This window comes from Shewanella sp. FJAT-51649, assembly GCF_019457435.1.
Taxonomy (GTDB): domain Bacteria; phylum Pseudomonadota; class Gammaproteobacteria; order Enterobacterales; family Shewanellaceae; genus Shewanella; species Shewanella mangrovisoli.
The window spans coordinates 80,284-99,427 of sequence record NZ_CP080411.1; the positions used below are offsets into that span (position 1 = coordinate 80,284).

Annotated in this window: 18 protein-coding genes; 13 read left to right on the forward strand and 5 right to left on the reverse strand. The window is 49.8% G+C overall.

Annotated features, from left to right (window positions below):
- The first annotated feature begins 10 nt into the window (after nt 1-10).
- Nucleotides 11-559, forward strand: a complete 549-nt coding sequence (locus K0H59_RS00375; protein WP_037416221.1) for an HPP family protein — start codon at nt 11-13, stop codon at nt 557-559.
- A gap of 20 nt (nt 560-579) precedes the next feature.
- Here K0H59_RS00375 and K0H59_RS00380 read toward each other — a convergent pair whose 3' ends face one another.
- Nucleotides 580-843, reverse strand: a complete 264-nt coding sequence (locus tag K0H59_RS00380; RefSeq protein WP_220054335.1) for a GNAT family N-acetyltransferase — start codon at nt 841-843, stop codon at nt 580-582.
- Nucleotides 844-902: 59 nt separating this feature from the next.
- On the reverse strand, nt 903-1,331 hold the full coding sequence (locus K0H59_RS00385) for a thioesterase family protein (RefSeq protein WP_220055535.1): 429 nt from the start codon (nt 1,329-1,331) through the stop codon (nt 903-905).
- Nucleotides 1,332-1,513: 182 nt separating this feature from the next.
- Between K0H59_RS00385 and K0H59_RS00390 the strand changes: the two genes are divergently transcribed.
- The 3 genes from K0H59_RS00390 (at nt 1,514) to K0H59_RS00400 (ending at nt 2,929) form a co-directional block, all read left to right on the forward strand.
- A complete protein-coding gene (locus K0H59_RS00390) occupies nt 1,514-1,867 on the forward strand; it encodes a MerR family transcriptional regulator (RefSeq protein ID WP_220054336.1) in 354 nt (117 codons plus the stop codon).
- 71 nt (nt 1,868-1,938) lie between these two features.
- Entirely contained in the window at nt 1,939-2,517 is a 579-nt protein-coding gene (locus K0H59_RS00395) for an NAD(P)H-dependent oxidoreductase (protein ID WP_220054337.1), read from the forward strand.
- Between the two features lie 19 nt (nt 2,518-2,536).
- Complete coding sequence (locus tag K0H59_RS00400; RefSeq protein WP_220055536.1) at nt 2,537-2,929, forward strand: GFA family protein; 393 nt, start codon at nt 2,537-2,539, stop codon at nt 2,927-2,929.
- Nucleotides 2,930-2,990: 61 nt separating this feature from the next.
- Here the strand turns inward: K0H59_RS00400 and mtnC are convergent, their stop codons facing one another.
- The gene (gene mtnC, locus K0H59_RS00405; RefSeq protein WP_220054338.1) at nt 2,991-3,671 is read right to left on the reverse strand and encodes an acireductone synthase; all 681 of its coding nucleotides are present in this window, start codon (nt 3,669-3,671) and stop codon (nt 2,991-2,993) included.
- A gap of 363 nt (nt 3,672-4,034) precedes the next feature.
- Between mtnC and K0H59_RS00410 the strand changes: the two genes are divergently transcribed.
- The 3 genes from K0H59_RS00410 (at nt 4,035) to K0H59_RS00420 (ending at nt 6,435) form a co-directional block, all read left to right on the forward strand.
- Entirely contained in the window at nt 4,035-4,469 is a 435-nt protein-coding gene (locus K0H59_RS00410) for a hypothetical protein (RefSeq protein ID WP_086902907.1), read from the forward strand.
- A gap of 92 nt (nt 4,470-4,561) precedes the next feature.
- Nucleotides 4,562-5,575, forward strand: coding sequence for a DUF3137 domain-containing protein (locus K0H59_RS00415; protein WP_220054339.1), 1,014 nt, complete (start codon nt 4,562-4,564; stop codon nt 5,573-5,575).
- Between the two features lie 128 nt (nt 5,576-5,703).
- Nucleotides 5,704-6,435, forward strand: coding sequence for a hypothetical protein (locus tag K0H59_RS00420; RefSeq protein ID WP_220054340.1), 732 nt, complete (start codon nt 5,704-5,706; stop codon nt 6,433-6,435).
- Between the two features lie 108 nt (nt 6,436-6,543).
- Here K0H59_RS00420 and K0H59_RS00425 read toward each other — a convergent pair whose 3' ends face one another.
- On the reverse strand, nt 6,544-8,439 hold the full coding sequence (locus K0H59_RS00425) for a DUF885 family protein (protein ID WP_258405870.1): 1,896 nt from the start codon (nt 8,437-8,439) through the stop codon (nt 6,544-6,546).
- 286 nt (nt 8,440-8,725) lie between these two features.
- On the opposite strand from K0H59_RS00425, the gene K0H59_RS00430 reads away from it, so the two are divergent.
- Together K0H59_RS00430 and K0H59_RS00435 are read left to right on the forward strand one after the other, a co-directional pair.
- Nucleotides 8,726-9,154, forward strand: a complete 429-nt coding sequence (locus K0H59_RS00430; RefSeq protein WP_088212717.1) for a MarR family winged helix-turn-helix transcriptional regulator — start codon at nt 8,726-8,728, stop codon at nt 9,152-9,154.
- Between the two features lie 35 nt (nt 9,155-9,189).
- Complete coding sequence (locus tag K0H59_RS00435) at nt 9,190-9,942, forward strand: siderophore-interacting protein (RefSeq protein WP_220054342.1); 753 nt, start codon at nt 9,190-9,192, stop codon at nt 9,940-9,942.
- Between the two features lie 66 nt (nt 9,943-10,008).
- Here the strand turns inward: K0H59_RS00435 and hutI are convergent, their stop codons facing one another.
- Nucleotides 10,009-11,235 (reverse strand): imidazolonepropionase, encoded by a 1,227-nt coding sequence (gene hutI, locus K0H59_RS00440; RefSeq protein ID WP_220054343.1) that lies wholly within the window; start codon nt 11,233-11,235, stop codon nt 10,009-10,011.
- 197 nt (nt 11,236-11,432) lie between these two features.
- On the opposite strand from hutI, the gene hutC reads away from it, so the two are divergent.
- The 4 genes from hutC to fdnG all read left to right on the forward strand — a co-directional run bounded on the left by hutC (nt 11,433) and on the right by fdnG (nt 19,144).
- Complete coding sequence (gene hutC / locus K0H59_RS00445; protein WP_220054344.1) at nt 11,433-12,140, forward strand: histidine utilization repressor; 708 nt, start codon at nt 11,433-11,435, stop codon at nt 12,138-12,140.
- A 122-nt stretch (nt 12,141-12,262) separates the two neighbouring features.
- Nucleotides 12,263-13,933 carry a urocanate hydratase gene (gene hutU / locus K0H59_RS00450; RefSeq protein ID WP_220054345.1) on the forward strand — a complete coding sequence of 557 codons (1,671 nt, stop codon included), beginning with the start codon at nt 12,263-12,265 and terminating at the stop codon, nt 13,931-13,933.
- 47 nt (nt 13,934-13,980) lie between these two features.
- Nucleotides 13,981-15,522, forward strand: a complete 1,542-nt coding sequence (gene hutH / locus K0H59_RS00455) for a histidine ammonia-lyase (RefSeq protein ID WP_220054346.1) — start codon at nt 13,981-13,983, stop codon at nt 15,520-15,522.
- A gap of 607 nt (nt 15,523-16,129) precedes the next feature.
- The gene (gene fdnG / locus K0H59_RS00460; RefSeq protein ID WP_220054347.1) at nt 16,130-19,144 is read left to right on the forward strand and encodes a formate dehydrogenase-N subunit alpha; all 3,015 of its coding nucleotides are present in this window, start codon (nt 16,130-16,132) and stop codon (nt 19,142-19,144) included.

Below are 19,144 nucleotides of genomic sequence, written 5' to 3' on the forward strand. Positions count from 1 at the left end.
CGGATTTAGCATGAGATTTTACTTCACCCGAATGCGTTCTAAGGACATCTGTCCGCCACGACAACCCCTGAAAAAGATCGTTTGGTCATGGGTAGGGGCCTTTTGTGGCATTTATCTAGTCGCCAGTCTTGCCACTTATATGGGCGATAATCTGCTCGGCACTATGTTTGTGATTGGCTCATTTGGGGCGTCGGCGGTATTAGTCTACGGCGCGCCGCTGGCAGAGTTTTCTCAGCCACGTAACTTGATTGGTGGCAGTGTGCTATCGGCACTGATTGGTGTGGCTGTTTATCAGGTATTTGCCGATTATATGGTGCTCGCGAGCGCGTTAGCGGTATCACTTGCCATCGCATTGATGTATTTAACTCGCACACTGCACCCTCCGGGTGGCGCAACGGCATTAATTGCCGTGATAGGCGGTGAGAACGTGCATCAACTCGGGTTTCTCTATGCCTTGATGCCAGTCTTTCTCGGTTCACTACTGCTATTGCTGGTGGCGCTGGTCGTGAATAACCTTTCCACCGATCCCAAACGCCACTATCCAGTGTATTGGATTTAGCTTACCTGTTGCGAAACCAGTTATTTCAAAAACTTCTGCACATACCAACAGCTGGCTTCTATCTCAAAATCTTGGGCTTTGGCCCATTTCAGGCCATGGCGAACTAAACGTTCGGCAAGGCCTTTGCCGCGTAGCTCGTCGGGTACAAAGGTTCGATTAAAATCGATGTGCTGGCCATTGGGTCGGTATTCCAGCACGGCCTCATGCCCGTCCACTGGGATCACAAAGCGTTGTTTATCCTGTTGATGCTCAACGGCGGCTTCTATTGGCGCTTTTTCTGACATACAGCCTCCCTCTGATTTGGCCTAAAGTGTTATGGCAATGTCGCCATAGACTCGGTAGCTTAAGCTTGCTCGTGTTGTTTAAGAATGGTGAGTAATTCCGTGGGAAGCTCGGCTTTTTGACCCGTTTTAAAGTTAAACATTACAGCGACCGAAGTACCTAAGGTCGTAATTGCCTGTTGCTGTTTACTAAACGCCTGATAATGCATGGTAAATCTGTCACTTTGAATATCGCTGATACTCACACTGACCAATAGGGTATCGGGGAAGGTTACAGGGCGTTTATAGCGGGCCTGATTTTCGCTAATCACTGGGCCAACACCGGACTTATACAGGGCATCGAGTGGAAAGAGGCGGTTGAAAAAGTCGATACGTGCGGTTTCAAAATAACGGAAATAGACGACGTTGTTGACGTGTTGCAGCGCATCCATTTCGCCCCACGCCACCGGGATTTCGGTCACTAGTGGGTGCTGTGCGAGAAACTTTTCCATTGGACTTAGTGTTGGACTTTCCATTGCATTACTCATAGTCAAAAGCTCTAGTTAAAACGCTCGTTTAAGAAGCCAGACTAGCAGTATAAAGTGCGAGCGACAAGCCTAAAGCGTGGTGATATGCTGGCAAAGGGCGGCAGATTTATGATGATTTTTTCAATTATTTTAATGGATTAAATACTATGTATATTGGTGCTGTGGCGAAGCAAACTGGCCTGTCTATCAAGGCGATTCGCCTCTACGAGGAGTGGGGACTGATCAGTGCGCCGATCCGTAAGGGGCGTTATCGCACTTATAGCGCAACCGATATAAAGCAGTTATTGCTGATCAAAGAGGCTAAAACCTTAGGTATCAAACTCTCGCAACTTAAAGACTTGTTTACCGAGGGGGAACAGGCGGCGCAGCTTGAGTCTGTGCAGCAGTTTTTATTGCATATCAAAGCCGATTTCCTACGGCAGATTAGCGAATTAGAAGATAAATTAGTCAGGCTCGACGCCTGTATTGATGGTTTGGATACCTGCGAATCCCGCGCGTAATTGCGGGCTTGACTCTACCCCTAGGGGCAGAGCTTAAGCTGTTGTCATATTGAATACTTAAGGTTTTTACTATGACAAAAAAGATTCTGGTGGTTTCTGGCCATCCCAAACCCGATAGCCTGTGTGAACATTTAGCCGACACTTACGCCAAGGCCGCTGGCGAGTCGCATTCGGTGCGCCTATTAAAACTTAGCGAGTTGGAATTTGAGCCTAATTTGGCGCAGGGGTACCATCAACAACAGCCATTAGAGGCGGATTTACAACGCTTTCAGCAGGCCATTCTCTGGGCCGAACATGTAGTGATTGTGGTGCCAATTTGGTGGGGCAGCGTACCTGCTAAGTTTAAAGGATTAATTGATCGAACATTTTTACCCGGTTTTGCCTTTCAGTATCAGCAGGGGAAAACCTTTCCCAATCGACTGCTCAAGGGGAAAACCTCACGCATTATCATGACCATGGATACGCCGCCTTGGTATTACAAGTGGTTCCAAGGCGCACCCGCCCTAAAGCAATTAGATATCACGACCTTAGTCTTTAGTGGCTTCAAGCGCGCTAAGAGTCAAATGCTGGGGCCTGTGATCAATGCCAAGGCGCTGCAAGTGCAAAACTGGCAAGCGCAAGTTGAACGGCATGGCAGGTTGGGGCGTTAATCAATAAGGAGCTTAAGCGATTAAACACGTTGGCAATACTCAGATCCAAGCCAAGCATCTCGCCAGTTGCCATTGTGGCGCCGTGGTGTTGGAGTTATCGCTGCCCAATGGCATTGAAAAGCCGAGGCGGTGTGATTGCTCAATCTGTCGGCGCAAGGGCGCTATCGTCGGCTCAGTGCCGCTGGCGGGATTGAAGATTATCAAAGGCGAGAACGTATTAAAGTGCTACGAATTTTATACCAAAACCGCCAAACATTACTTCTGCTCTGTGTGCGGTATCTATACCCATCATCAACGGCGCTCCAACCCCAATGAATATGGCTATAACCTTGGTTGCCTCGAAGGCGTTAACCCTTACGAATTAGGCGATGTGCCCGTTTGCGATGGGGTGAATCACCCTGCGGACAGGTAGGTTTGGTTGCCAGATAAACAAAAAGCGACCCAAGGGTCGCTTTTTGTGTGCAGTGTCGGTGTTATTCGATCACTAGCTCATCGAAACTCTTGATAGTGCGAAAATCACCCGTGCGTTGTTTGCTGTCGCGCACCATTTGGCAGGTCATCATGCCTGCGGCTTCGGCGGCTTTAAGCTCTTCAACCACGTCAGACACAAACAGCACTTGCTTAGGACTTAGGCTGATGGTGTTGAGTATGTTAGCGTAGGCTTGTTTATCTAATTTGTTACCGGTACGGGTATCAAAATGGCCGCTAAACATCTCGGTTAAATCGCCGCCATCACTGTGGCTGAACAGCAGTTTTTGGGCTTCAACCGAACCCGAAGAGAAGCTGTAAATACGCAGTTTTTGCGCGCTAAAACGGCTAACCGCTTCGATAAAGTCGGGGAAGATATGGCCTGTAAATTCGCCATGGGCGTAACCTTGCTTCCAAATCAAACCCTGTAGGGTTTTGAGTGGGGTCACTTTGCGGTCTTCATGCACCCATTGCTGCAAAATTTCAGTCACTCGGGCTAAATCGGCATCGGGTTCGAGGGCGATATCTCGGGTGTCGCAGATACAGTTTTCCACCAAGACATTGTGTTGGTTCTGCGCTAAAAAGTCTGGTAAGGCTTTGACAGAATAGGGGAATAGTACATCTTGGATAAAGGTTAGGTCTGTCGTGGTGCCTGCTGTGTCTACGACTATGGCTCTGATACCCATAATGTTTTGATACTCCACAATATGTTGGCTAAAAAATGCAACCCCGATCCTAAGCGTTATTGGGGTAATTGGCTAGTGGATTTCGCCCTTAGACCGTGGGAGATTGTGCACCATATCACTCAGCTATTCGACTGAAACTTAATTAAATGAGGAATTTTAGAGGCTTATCTAGTGGATATGGATGAAATACTGGATTTAGTAGGGAGAATTAGGCTGTTTATGATCCCACAGTTTGTTGTCGGCATAAGACTATGGTCTTAATAGCTAAGGGAAATTTTGGCTGTTATTGTAGCTTTACTATCTTTCGACTGAATTTGTTCACCTTTAGGGTTTTAGGGATGAGGTCGAGCGCGCCCCGCACTGATGAGACTGTTTATGAAATATTTACCCGCATTTGGCTTAGGTATTCTGTTGGCGGTATTGAGCTTTGTGAGTTTTGCACTGGTTGCCACAGCGGGCTATATGTACGCCTTGCTCGGAAGCGTTGATAACCTTAGCCACACTAGCGCGGTTTATCTGGGGTTAGGTGCCCATGATGCGGGCTTATTATTGCTGCTCTCTGGGCTGATGCTATTTAGCTATCAGCGGCTTTTCCCTCGATTGCCATTCGATTGGTACGCAGCGGTGGCGATGCAATTACCCTTAGGTTCCTTAGTGCTGTGGGCGGATGGGGTTTCCTTTAATCTCACGGATTTTTACGGCGTAGCCAGAGCCTTAACCCTCTTTAGTGCCACCTTTGGAGTGCTGATTATTTTTGGCTTATTGCAGCGCCGTGGTCGTAGGCTGGCTCGGGCTTAATCGGTCATTGGTTGGCCTTAAACTGGCCTTGCTGGAATAAAATCCGTAAAATCATTGGCCTAAATGGATTTGAGTCGTAAGAGTAGGAGCCAATGAGTTCGATTGAATTTGATATTCCCGAAGATCACCGTATTCCCTTTCAGAAGTATTACAAACAAAAAATCGCCCCTAAATGCGCACCGTTTGAAGCAAAACGTGAAGGCGTGAACCAGAGGCGGCGTGAAAATGCCAAGTTCACTACCCCAATCTACTACCTATGCATCACGGTGATTTTGGGCGCCTTCGCCGGGTTGCTCGGGGTCCAGTTTATGCTGGTGCCTATGGATTATTTTGTGCCTTTGATGATTGGCGCGTTTCTGCCGACTCCCGTGATAGCGTTAGTGGCGATTGTCTCGGGAAAGGAAAGCAATGAACTCTATAATGCCGCCTTTGAAAAACTCTATCCTATTAGTCTCAAGTACTTCGGCAATGATTATGCGTTAACGAGGGAGCCTAAGGTGGATTTCTCAACCTTTCTGGAGTTGGGGCTGCTGCCTAAAACCGATAAACAGTATGCGCAAAATTGCCTTAAGGGAACCTATAACAAGGTGCCGTTCCAGTTTTATGAGGTCGATGCTTACAACACTAAATCGAACAATAATGGCTCGGTTGAGCGAGAGACCATCTTCAATGGTGTGCTACTGGTGTGCAATATTCCTAAGCGATTCAACGGCACGACCTTGTTAGTCACGGATAAGGGCAGTTTAAAAAATCGTATTGAGGGGTTTAAGACAAAGCTGTCGCGGGTCAAGCTTGAGGATGTGCGTTTTGAGCGTTGTTTTGAGGTGTATAGCAGCGACCAAGTCGAGGCGCGCTACTTACTCAATCCCTTGATGATGGAGAATCTCTTGGCCTTAGGTCGCGAGCTAAATGCCGAGGTTGAAGCCTGTTTCTATCAAAAACAATTGCTGATTAAGATCCCGACAAAACACCATTTCTTTATCAATCAACTCGATTTAGATCGCCCCATCGATTTTAAGCTCAATATCGAGCAGATGTTCACCGAGTTAGGTTATACCTTCTCGATCATCGATACTTTAAAACTTGATAAGCATACCGGGTTATAGCAACAGTCACCTCAATAGCAGCCACATACTGTGGCTGCTTTATGCGGCAGCTTAAAACATGACTTTTGGCACTTATGGGTGTCTCCCCGTGCTCGTTACTATCAAGCTTCAAACTTTGATGGAGCAAGATGATGAACACGATTTTCACCCTGTCGCAATTTGTGCATATCACCGCGGGCGCACTGGCATTAGTGTTATTTTGGATGCCTGCCATGCTGAAAAAGGGCAGCGCGAATCACAGTCGTTTTGGCCGTTACTATGTCTATGCCATGTACACAGTGGCGGCGACGGGCGTGGCGATGGCAACGACGGGCCTCATTGACCCGCTCGCGGTGATTAAACAGCCTGCGGCCAGTGCCGACGCCTTAGCGGCGCAGATTGCGAATCGTCAAAATGCTTGGATATTTCTCATCTATATCAGCTTATTAACCCTAGTGACCGTGAGGCATGGCGTGTTAGTTCTGCGTTATAAGGCACAGCGTCAGTTATTAAAATCGCCGCTGCATTTGTCATTAATGCTGAGCTTAACGCTACTTGGCCCTGTGATGGCGCTATGGGGATACCAAGAAAAGCTGATCCTCGCGGTGATTTTTGGCCTGTTAGGCACAACGGTTGGGGCGGGATTCCTGCGTTATAGCTTTAAGGCGACTCTGACCAAATTAGAATGGTGGATTGAGCATTTAGGCGCCATGATTGGCTCGGGTATCGCCTGTTATACCGCCTTTTTTGCCTTTGGCGGCAGCCGTTTGTTTATCGACCATGGCAATTTGCGTTTGTTGTCGTGGACACTGCCAGGTGTTGTCGGTTTTGTGGTGATCCGCTATTTAAGCGGCAAGTATCAAGGTCGCTTTGCGGATTAACCTGAATCCTGAAAACAAAGGGAGCCGTAAAAACCAAGGGAGCCCTAAAAGCATAGGGGCCGCCTAAGCTGCCCCTATATTGAGATGATTTGAGTGGTTTTACCCGAGTTACACCTTGGTCTCGGCGGCGGCATTGGCCGCCTTAGCGGATTCGAGCCACTGATCCATCTTTTGCTCCAATAAATCTAAGGGCAAGGCACCATTTTCGAGCAGCCTGTCGTGGAAGACTTTAATATCAAACTTATCGCCCAAGGCTTTTTTGGCCTTAGTGCGTAGTTCGATAATTTTCAGCTCGCCCAGCTTGTAACCTAAGGCTTGCCCCGGCCAAACCACATAGCGCTCGATTTCGCCCGTTGCTTCAGAGAGGTGTATTCCCTCAGTCGCCACAGCATAATCAATGGCTTGCTCACGGCTCCAATCCTTGGCATGCATACCCGTGTCGACCACTAAGCGCACCGCGCGGTGTAACTCAGACTGCAAGCGGCCAAGGTCGTTAATTGGATTATCCTGATACATGCCCATCTCGGCGGCTAAACGCTCGGCGTACAGCGCCCAACCTTCTCCCGCGGCATTAGAGTAAAAAATGGTACTCAGCAGCGGCAAGGTATCCGACAGACCGATGAGAGTCTGTAGATGATGGCCGGGATTGGTCTCGTGATAGGTTAAGGTTTGCAGCGAATAGGAGGGCAGCGCCGCCATATCGTACAGGCTTATCCAGAAGGTGCCCTTACGTGAACCATCTTGTGAAGGCGCATCGTAAAATGCACCGCTGGTTGCGGCGGCGCGACTATCGGGCACGGCTTCGACCGCAACCTCTTGATTCGGTAACAGCCCAAACCACAGCGGTAATTTGGCATTCATTTTCGCCAGATAGCCGTGAATGTCCGTCATTAATTGCTGTTTGCCCTCGGCGGTATTGGGGTAGATGTATTTAGGATCCTTAAGCAATCGCTGCATACGCTCGCCAACTGTGCCTTTGCGGTAACCCACTTGTTTGAGTAACACATCCATCTCGGCGGTAATGCGGGCGACTTCGTCTAATCCCAGTTGGTGGATCTCATCTGGGGTCATCTCCGAATTGGCGAGGTGCTTAATCATCGCCTTGTAAAGTTTCGCGCCTTGAGGTTGGTGGCCGAGTCCCGCCACATGAGTGGCCTTAAGGCGCACGGCTTGCAGTGCGGAAATCAACTGACGCGTTGCAGGGTAATATTTAGTCTCCACAAGGTCAGCGGCAGAGTTCACCAACGCCTCACTCTCTGGTACTTGGGCGGCGGTTAATTTGGCTTTAAAACTGCTGACCAAGGGATGCTCGTTTGCATGGTGGACTAACTGTTGCTGCAAACCCGCTATGGTCTTATCAATAATAAAATCGGGTGGGATGACGCCCATTTGCACATCTTGATCCAGCTTATCGATAACTGTGCCCATGGCGGCAGGGTACATGGTTAAGCGGTTAAGATAGGCCTTGGCTTGCTCCGGAGTGGTGACCGCAAACTTATCTTCCATATACCCCGGAAATTCAACATGCAGTCCCGATAAGTGGTTGACGACATAAGGTAAAAACCAAACGCCGTATTCACCGAGCATAGTGCCATAGGCCACGGTTTCGGCTGGCAGCAGGGCGCCAGCGATTTCAGATTTTATTGATCCTAAACTCACTTGCTCCGAGGCGCTAAGCTGACTGGCATCGATAGCATTGAGTTCGGTTAATATGGCCTTAAGCGCTTTACGGCGATGATTTTCCCCCGACGGGCTGTAATCGGTCAGTTTAGAGAGTACATCCTTGCCCGCCTCATCCTCGGCCACGCCATAATAGGTGGCGATTTCGGGTCTAAGGGCAAAATAACGCTGGGTGATTGGCGCAAGTTGCTGCTTAAGGCTTAATACTGGGATGGCCTTTTCGGCCTTGGCCTGCTCAGCAGTTTGATTGGTCTGTGTTGGGTTTGGATCGCTACAGCCCGTTGCTAACATGGCCAGCATTAAAGCATTTATTATTCTTTTCATCGGGTTACTCATACAAAGACATTGAGGCAAATCCGTTATCGAACCTATCCCCCAAGTGTTAAACCGTGTTTTGTGTGATCAAGCTCAAATTTGAACGGTTATCCTAGCAGTTTATTGCATCCAAGCCGCAAGAATTTTGTTACTCGTTTTGAGTGGATGAATTGGATTGACTCATGGTCGTAAGTTTTTGTTGGTCTTGATCAGTCATTCACCCAATAGTCATTTAGTTGACATAATCAACTAATGCCGATATTATTGATACTGTCAACTATATCGAGATGCCATTATGTCAGCCACTTCCCTCGGTGAAACCTTGCACAGATTAGTGCATGCCTACAAAAAACAGCTGCGTGCGGATATTGCCGCGCAGCAGATTGAATTACCTGTCACCCATATTCGGGCGCTCAAGGGGATTTGCCGTCATCCCGAGGCCACGGCGCAGTCTATTGCCCTGCGTATGCAGCGGGATAAAGCCCAAATTACGCGGGTGCTCAATGAGCTACAGCAGGGTGGTTATATCCTAAAAGTCGATAATCCTAAGGATGGTCGAAGTCAGTTGTTGAGGCCGACGGCGCAGGGCGAGCAGTTGATGACGCAAATTATTGCCGCCGAAAAAGCCACCGTTGCCCATATGACCCAAGCACTCGATCAGGATGAAATTGCGGTGTTTATCCGTATTGCCAACCAGATCAGCGATAGCGTGGCGGAAAGCTAACAATTGAGTGCCATTTATCTTTTTGGAGTTTTAGTATGAACAGACCCGCTCCGCGCGAATTGACCGTGATAGGTAAAACCCAAGTCACGCCACATATGCTACGTATCACCATAGGCGGCGCTGGCTTTGCAGGTTTTCCCGCTGATCAAGAAAGCGCCTATATCAAATTACTGTTTCCGCAGCCGGGGGATGAGCGGCCATTAATGCGCACTTATACCATTCGTCAGCAGCGGACGAATGAAATCGATGTGGACTTTGTGTTGCACGACACCGATGGTCCCGCATCCCGTTGGGCAAAGTCGACCGAGATTGGGGATACCATCCAAATCGGTGGCCCCGGACTGAAAAAACTGATCAATGTGGATGCCGAGTGGTTTTTACTGGCAGGGGATATGACGGCTTTGCCCGCCATCAGCGTGAACTTGGCGCAATTGCCAAGCAATGCCGTGGGTTACGCTGTGATTGAGGTGTTAAGTGAAGCCGATATTCAGCCCTTAGTGCATCCTAGCCATGTGCAATTGCATTGGGTAATTAATCCACAAGCCGACCCAGAAGGTAAGCCCTTAGCCGAATGCATTGCCCAGTTGCCAAAACTGGAAGGGCAAGGCGCCGTATGGCTCGCCTGCGAATTTAGCAGTATGCGCGCCCTAAGAAAGCTACTTAAGCAGACATACGACCTACCGAAAAGCCATTTTTATACATCAAGTTACTGGAAAATTGGCTGTAATGAAGGCGAGCATAAGCTGGTAAAACAACAAGATGAGCAGTTAGAGAATGGCGCTCAATAGCCGCAGATATGATGACTAAACAAGGCCGCCAGTATCCATGGCGACCTTGTTTAGCTGAACCGATAGTTATTGATGAATTAACTTACCGTTTTTAACTACATCCTTGCAGGGATTCACACCGTAGCTATAGGCAAGTTGTGCTGGGGTGGCGATATCCCACAGACAGAAATCCGCCTGTTTGCCGACTACTAAGCTGCCGACACTCTCTTCAATCCCTAGTGCCTTGGCGGCATTCAATGTTAAACCTGTGAGCGCTTCCTCTGGGGTTAAGCGGAACAGGGTGCAACCCATGTTTAGCATCAACAGGGTCGAGCAGATGGGCGATGAGCCGGGGTTAAAGTCGCTGGCGAGCACCATAGGCACACCGTATTGACGCAATAAGTCGATAGGTGGTTTTTGGGTTTCTCGCAAAAAGTAAAACGCGCCCGGTAACAGCACGGCGCAGGTGCCACTTTCACTTAGGGCCTTAACGCCAGCCTCATCCAAATACTCAATATGATCAACCGACTTAGCCCCTAAACGTGCGGCTAATGCAGAGCCGCCCATATTGGATAATTGCTCGGCGTGCAGTTTAACTTGCAGGCCAGCCGCCTTGGCGGCGCTCAATACGCGCTCGGTTTGCTCTAGGTTAAAGGCGATGTTTTCACAGAATACATCCACCGCATCCGCGAGGTTTTCTGCGATCACCGCAGGCAGCATCTTATTGATAATTAAGTCGACATAACCGTCGCTATTGTCTTTAAATTCGGGCGGCACCGCATGGGCACCGAGGAAAGTGGTCTTCACATCCACATGGTGATGTTGGCCGAGTTCGCGGGCCACGCGTAGGATTTTGAGTTCGGTTTCGGTATCTAAGCCATAGCCTGATTTAATCTCAACCGTGGTAACGCCTTCCTTCGCCAAGGCATTTAAACGCTGGCGACCGAGGTCGAATAGTTCGGCTTCGTCGGCCTCACGGCAGGCGTTAACTGTGGAAATAATGCCGCCGCCAGCACGGGCGATTTCCTCGTAGGTGGCGCCCTTTAGGCGTAGCTCGAATTCGTTGGCACGATTACCTGCAAACACTAAATGGGTGTGGGCATCAATCAGCCCTGGAGTGATCCAACCGCCCTTGCCCCTGTAAACAGGAATGGACAACACATCGAAGGCAGGCAGCTCGCTGCGTGGGCCTAACCAGGCAATTTTACCGTCTTTAACTGCGATAGCCGCATTGGTAATTGCGCCGTAAGGTGCTGATATGGAAGGGTCCATTGTTGCTACGTTAACGTCTATCCAAACCTGATCCCAAGACATTGTAATCCCTCGCTGCGTTGGCTTTTTTGCCCCGCAAACTCTTTATTATCGAAAGTTATGTGAGCTAGCTTGTATTTACTTGTATATACAAGCTAGGATTGTAGCCGCAATTTTGAACGTTTGAAAGTGGCTCAGTGTTTTGGTGTGTGAGTACCTACCACCCCAAACCTAGGTAGATTTTATCTTGAGGAAGTGTTTTGGCGACGCCTAAGTTTGCAGAAATTAAGCAATATATCATTGGCTGTATCGAGTCTGGTGAGTGGGAAGAAAATGCCCGTGTCCCCTCGGAAAATCAGCTGGCCGAACTGTTTGTCTGTAGCCGGATGACGGCGCGTCGCGCCTTGACTGAGCTGACAGACAACGGCGTGCTTGAGCGTTCGCAGGGGCTGGGCACCTTTGTGGCGGGGCGAAAGTCGCAATCCTCCATGTTGGCGATCCGCAACATTGCCGACGAAATCAAAGACCGTGGTCATGGTTACAGTGTGCAGCAGTTAGCACTGAGACAAGTGAATGCCACCGCGCCTATCGCCATCGCACTGGCGCTGGAGCTCGGAAGTCCGGTGTTTCATTCGGTGTTAGTGCATTGCGAGCAGGGCGTGCCGCTCCAAGTCGAGGAGCGTTATGTGAATCCTGCCTTTGCGCCCGACTATCTGGCGCAGGACTTTAGCGAGCAGACACCCCATGAATACCTGTCACAGGTGGCGCCGCTGACTGAGGCGCACCACACCATCGAAGCCATTATTGCCAGTAGCGAATTGCAGCAGAGGTTAGCCATTCCGGCGACTGAACCCTGTTTACAGATTTCACGCCGCACTTGGTCACGCCAAGGGGTGGTGAGTTTTGCCAAATTAGTACACCCGGGTAGCCGCTTTAAGCTCGGCGGACACCTGACATTCAATAAATAACGTACGCAAACAGAGGTGAAGGCTTATGGCATTCATCCGATGTTTAGTGACAAAACACAATAAAAACAATAGCACTCAGCCGAATGGCGAGTGAGTTCAACAGGTTGAAAGAGGACATCTCAATGGACAAGCGACACGACCCAAGCCGCCGCATTATTGCACCCCATGGTAGCCAATTAAGCTGTAAAAGCTGGTTAACCGAAGCGCCAATGCGCATGTTAATGAACAACTTACATCCAGATGTGGCCGAGCGCCCAGAGGATTTAGTGGTTTACGGCGGTATCGGCCGCGCGGCCCGCGACTGGGACTGCTACGACAAGATTATCGAAGTGCTAAAACGCCTCGAAGACGACGAAACCTTAATGGTGCAATCGGGCAAACCTGTGGGCGTATTCCGCACCCACGCTGATGCACCGCGCGTGCTGATTGCTAACTCTAACCTTGTGCCACATTGGGCAAACTGGGAACACTTCAACGAGTTAGATAAGCAAGGTTTGGCCATGTATGGCCAGATGACTGCGGGTTCGTGGATTTATATCGGTACTCAGGGCATTGTCCAAGGCACCTACGAAACCTTCGTTGCCGTGGCAAAACAACACTTTGGCGGCGTGGCTGCCGGTAAGTGGATCCTCACCGGTGGTTTAGGTGGTATGGGCGGCGCGCAAACGCTGGCCGGTACTATGGCTGGTTTCTCTGTGCTTGCCTGTGAAGTGGATGAAACCCGTATCGATTTTCGTCTGCGTACCCGTTATGTAGATAAAAAGGCGACTTCATTAGACGAAGCCTTGGCTATGATCAACGATGCTAATGCCTCGGGCAAACCCGTATCTGTGGGCCTGCTGGCTAACGCCGCCGATATCTTTGCCGAATTAGTGAAGCGTGGCATTACTCCTGATGTCGTCACCGACCAAACCTCTGCCCACGATCCGCTGAACGGCTATTTGCCACAGGGCTGGACCATGGCGCAAGCGGCTGACATGCGTAAAACCGATGAAGCCGCCGTTGTTAAAGCGGCTAAAGCCTCGATGGCGGTACAAGTGCAAGCCATGCTGGATCTGCAAGCGGCAGGCGCGGCGACCTTAGACTATGGTAACAACATTCGCCAAATGGCCTTCGAAACTGGCGTTAAAAACGCGTTCGATTTCCCCGGTTTTGTGCCTGCATATATTCGTCCACTCTTCTGCGAAGGCATCGGCCCGTTCCGTTGGGTGGCCCTGTCTGGCGATCCTGAGGATATCTACAAGACCGACGCCAAAGTGAAGGAACTGATCCCCGACAATCCACACCTGCACAACTGGTTAGATATGGCCCGTGAGCGTATCGCCTTCCAGGGGCTGCCAGCGCGTATCTGCTGGGTTGGCTTAAAGGAGCGTGCACGTTTAGCTCAAGCCTTTAACGAGATGGTGAAAAGCGGCGAGCTGTCGGCGCCGATCGTCATTGGTCGTGACCACTTAGACTCAGGCTCAGTCGCCAGCCCTAACCGTGAAACCGAATCTATGATGGACGGTTCAGATGCAGTCTCTGACTGGCCATTACTGAACGCACTTTTGAACACTGCCAGCGGCGCCACTTGGGTGTCGCTGCACCACGGTGGTGGTGTCGGCATGGGCTTTAGCCAACACTCGGGTGTGGTGATCGTGTGTGACGGTACTGAGGCCGCCGCTAAACGTGTTGGCCGCGTGCTGTGGAACGACCCTGCGACAGGCGTGATGCGCCATGCGGATGCGGGTTATGAGATCGCGAAAAACTGTGCAAAAGAGCAGGGCTTAGATCTGCCCATGCTTAAAGACTAACTATTCAACAAACCGTGAAAAACAACGACAAGAATACGGATGTAAAAATGAAATCAGTCAATCATTTAGTATTAACGCCTGGCAGTTTAAGTCTGGCGCAACTGCGTGAAATCAGCCGCCATAAGCTGACACTCGAACTGGCGCCAGAGGCGATTACCGAGATCAACACCAGCGCGCAAATCGTACAAAAGGTGCTGGATGAAGGTCGCACCGTTTACGGCATTAACACGGGTTTTGGTCTGCTGGCCAACACTAAGATTGCCCCGGAAGATTTGCAATTACTGCAACGCTCTATCGTGTTATCCCACGCGGCGGGCACGGGCCAATACATGCAGGACGCCACAGTGCGCCTGATGATGGTGTTAAAGATCAACTCTTTAAGCCGTGGCTTCTCGGGTATCCGTTTAGAAGTGATCAATTTCCTTATCAGCCTAGTGAACGCCGAGGTTTATCCTTGCGTGCCTGAAAAAGGTTCTGTGGGTGCCTCTGGCGACTTAGCGCCGTTAGCCCATATGTGTTTGCCGCTGTTGGGTGAAGGCGAGATGAGCTATCAAGGTCAGATTATTTCGGCCGCCGAAGGCTTAGAAATCGCCGGCCTCAAGCCACTTGATTTAGCGGCGAAGGAAGGCTTAGCCCTGCTCAACGGTACTCAGGCTTCTACCGCATTGGCGCTGGAAGGCTTGTTCCACGCTGAAGACTTGTTTGCTGCAAGCTCAGTGATTGGCGCCATGAGCGTCGAGGCGGCCATGGGGAGCCGCAGCCCGTTTGACCCACGCATTCATGCAGCCCGTGGTCAGAAAGGACAAATCGATGCGGCCATGGTATTCCGTCATCTGCTGGGCGAAGAGTCTGAAATCAGCTTAAGCCACCTCAACTGCGAGAAGGTGCAAGACCCTTACTCACTGCGCTGCCAACCACAGGTATTAGGTGCGTGCTTAACTCAAATCCGCCAAGCGGCTGAGGTGTTAGGCACAGAAGCCAACGGCGTGACCGATAACCCGCTGGTATTCCAAGATACTGGCGACATTATCTCCGGCGGTAACTTCCACGCCGAGCCCGTTGCTATGGCAGCCGATAATTTGGCGATTGCGATTGCCGAATTAGGCGCGATTGCCGAGCGTCGTATCGCGCTGCTCATCGATTCTAGCCTGTCTAAACTGCCTCCTTTCCTGGTGAAAAACGGCGGGGTGAATTCGGGCTTTATGATTGCCCAAGTGACGGCGGCGGCATTGGCCTCTGAAAACAAAACCTACGCCCATCCAGCATCGGTCGACAGTTTACCAACCTCGGCCAACCAAGAAGACCATGTGTCTATGGCGACCTTTGCGGCGCGCCGTTTACGGGATATGAGCGAAAACACCCGTGGCGTGTTAGCGGTTGAGTTATTGGCTGCCGCCCAAGGGTTGGATTTCCGTGCGCCATTAATGCCAAGCAAAGCAGTGGCGCAGGCGAAGGCCGAGCTACGCGAAGTAGTTGCCTACTATGATAAAGACAGATACTTTGCGCCGGATATCGATGCGGCAACGGATCTGCTTTATACCGCCAGCTTCAATGCTTACTTGCCCCAAGGCGTATTGCCGAGTCTGTAATACGCAGTCTTTGGCACCGATATCCCATCCGCGGGTGAAAAGTGCCGAAGTAAGCGCTCAATAAAGTGAAAGGCATAGCGATTTGCTATGCCTTTTGTCTATCTATGCGGCGATTTCGCTGTTTTTGCACTTTGTACTTTAGGTGTGTTTAACACCGCAGGATGAGTGCTTTTTTATTCAATCTTTACATTGTCAGCTTTGAGCGCTGTCTATCCATCCAAAACCAGTAAATCTGAGGTGTTTTTAACCATCTCTTATTTCGTTTTGGCTTTAAACTCATACTTTATATAACCGCAATATGCCATTGTGAGACAAAATGGGCCTTATCGGTTGGACAAAATGTCTTTTAGTGTTTTTTGGGTTTATATCTTTATTTTATCATGGTTATTGAAGTTAAAATCTAAAAATATTCAATTAAATCTGGATTTATAGTTATTTATTCTGTTGCTGGTAAATTGCGATCTCGATCTCATGTCATTATTTGTTATCTATTTTCACTTTAAGGATAATCTTAAATTAAGTGGGGGCTTTATTGACTCACTCAAACGATTGCAGCGTTACCACTGCAATTACCCAACTCATAACGACAAAAGTGTGAGAGAACGCTATGAACAGACGCCAGTTTTTTAAACTGTGTGCGGCCGGAGCGGCAACCTCAGCGATTTCAGCGCTGGGATTGATGTCCGAAAAGGCCTATGCAGCAGTGCGAGAGTTTAAGCTGATCGGAGCCAAAGAAACCCGTAACAACTGTCCGTATTGCTCGGTCGGTTGTGGCCTGCTGATGTACAGCCAAGGCAGCGGGGGAAAAAACTCTGAGCATGCTATTTTCCATATCGAGGGTGATGCCGATCATCCAGTAAACCGCGGAGCATTGTGCTCTAAGGGTGCTGGCCTTGTGGATTATGTTAACAGTCCACACCGTTTACAGTATCCAGAATATCGCGCCCCCGGCAGCAACAGATGGGAACGGATCAGCTGGCATGATGCCTTTAAACGTATTGCTCGTTTAATGAAAGATGACCGTGATGCGAACCTGATTGAGAAAAACGCCGATGGCGTAACGGTTAACCGTTGGTTAACCACAGGGATGATGACCTCATCCGGTATGGCCAATGAAAGTGGCTTAGCGACCCAAAAATTTGCGCGCGCTTTAGGCCTAGTGGCTATCGATACTATTGCACGTAACTGACACTCCCCAACGGTAGCAAGTCTTGCTCCAACATTTGGGCGCGGTGCCATGACCAACCACTGGATCGATATTAAAAATTCTAACGTAGTGATTATTATGGGCGGTAATGCCGCAGAAGCTCACCCTGTCGGATTCGGCTGGGTTACAGAAGCTATGCAGCATAACAATGCTAAGTTGATTGTGGTTGACCCACGTTTCAACCGCAGTGCGTCATTGGCAGATCACTATGCCCCAATCCGCTCAGGAACTGACATAGCATTCCTTCTGGGTGTGATTCGCTATTTGATTTCGACCAATCAAGTTAACTTCGATTATGTGAAAGCCTATACCAACGCCAGTTATCTGGTGCGGGATGATTTTGACTTCCATGACGGCCTATTCTCAGGCTTTGATGAAGCAAAAGGCGAGTACAACAAAGAATCCTGGTTCTACCAACTCGACGAAGACGGCTATGCCAAAGTGGATGAAACACTTGAGCACCCGCGTTGTGTGTGGAACTTACTCAAACAACACGTAGAACGTTATGATTTTGCAACGGTAAGTAATATCACAGGTACGCCAACAGCGGACTACCAAGTGGTATGTGACGCCATTGCGAGCACTCATACTAAAGATCGTGTGGCAACCTTTATGTATGCGCTGGGCTGGACCCACCATAGTAAAGGTGCGCAGAACATCCGTTCTATGGCGATGATCCAGTTATTACTGGGCAACATTGGTCAGTTAGGCGGTGGTGTTAACGCATTGCGCGGTCACGCCAACGTGCAAGGTTCAACCGACATGGGGCTGCTGGCCCAAAGTTTACCCGGTTACCTTAAACTGCCAAACGATAAAGAACCAACCTTAGCGGCTCACTTGGCGGCGAATACGCCTAAGCCATTGCGCCCTGGTCAAACCAACTACTGGCAAAACTATCCGAAGTTTTATGTGTCCCTGCTCAAAGCCTTCTGGGGTGAGAACGCGACGCCTGAAAACGAGTTCGGTTATCAGTGGTTACCTAAGTGGGATCAGATGTATGACTTCGGTAAGCATCTGGACATGATGTACCGTGGCAAAGTGAACGGTTGCATCGTGCAAGGGGTTAACGCCATTAACTCCATGCCTAACCGTAACAAGAACATCAAGGCGCTGAGTAACCTTAAGTACTTAGTGGTGCTTGATAACTTGTCATCGGAAACCGCCACCTTCTGGCAAAACGAACCCGGTTTTAACGAAGTCGATACCGCCAGTATTCAAACCGAGGTCTTCCGCCTACCTGCGACCGTGTTCGCAGAGGAAGAAGGTTCGATCGTTAACTCTGGCCGCTGGATGCAATGGCACTATAAAGGGGCTAATCCTCCAGGCGAAGCGATGTCGGACTCTGAGATTGTCTCTGGTCTGCTGCAGGAGTTGAAACAGCTCTATCGTGAAGAGGGTGGCAAACTGCCTGAGCCGATTGAAGCGATTAACTGGAACTATATCGATCCGCACAACCCAAGCTCTATCGAATTGACGAAAGAGTTGAATGGTTATGATGTCGCGACTAAGCGTCAGATCAGCAGCTTTGCTGAACTGAAGGCCGATGGTAGTACCGCGAGTGCCTGTTGGATTTACGCGGGGTCTTGGACCGAAGCCGGTAACCAAATGGCTCGCCGCGATAACCATGATCCATCGGGTAAAGGCATCACGCCGGGCTGGGCCTTCGCATGGCCGCTCAACCGCCGCGTCCTCTACAACCGTGCCTCTTGCGATGTGAACGGTAAACCTTGGGATGAGCACCGTAAGATTGTCGAGTGGAAAGACGGCAAGTGGGAAGGGATAGACGTGCCCGACTTCAATGCCAAGTTGAATCCACAGGAAAGTGCGCATCCTTTCATTATGCAGGCTGACGGCGTGGGTCGTTTCTTCGCGCTCAAACTGCTGAAAGAAGGACCGTTCCCTGAGCATTACGAGCCTGTCGAATCGCCCATCGGCACCAACCCTCTGCATCCCAATGTGGTGCACAGCCCTGTGCTGCGTTGGTTCGAAGGGGTGAAAGACACCATAGGTACTAAAGAGGAATATCCCTACGCCTGTACCACTTACTCACTTACAGAACACTTTAACTTCTGGACGACACACTGCCGTTTAGCGGCGATTGCCATGCCAGAGACCTTTGTGGAAATGAATGAGCAATTGGCGGCAGAAAAAGGCATTAAGAATGGCGATTGGGTGAAAGTGAGTTCGAAACGTGGCCACATTCTCACCAAAGCCTTAGTGACTAAGCGTATGCGCCCATTGCAGGTTAATGGTCAAACGGTACACACACTCGGTATTCCACGTCACGGTAGCCATAACGCGCTCACACGTAAGGCCTATAGCTGTAACGTCCTTACCACTGAGATGGGTGATGCCAACACGGGTGTGCCTGAGTACAAAGCGTTCCTCGTGAATGTTGAAAAGGCGGAGGTCTGA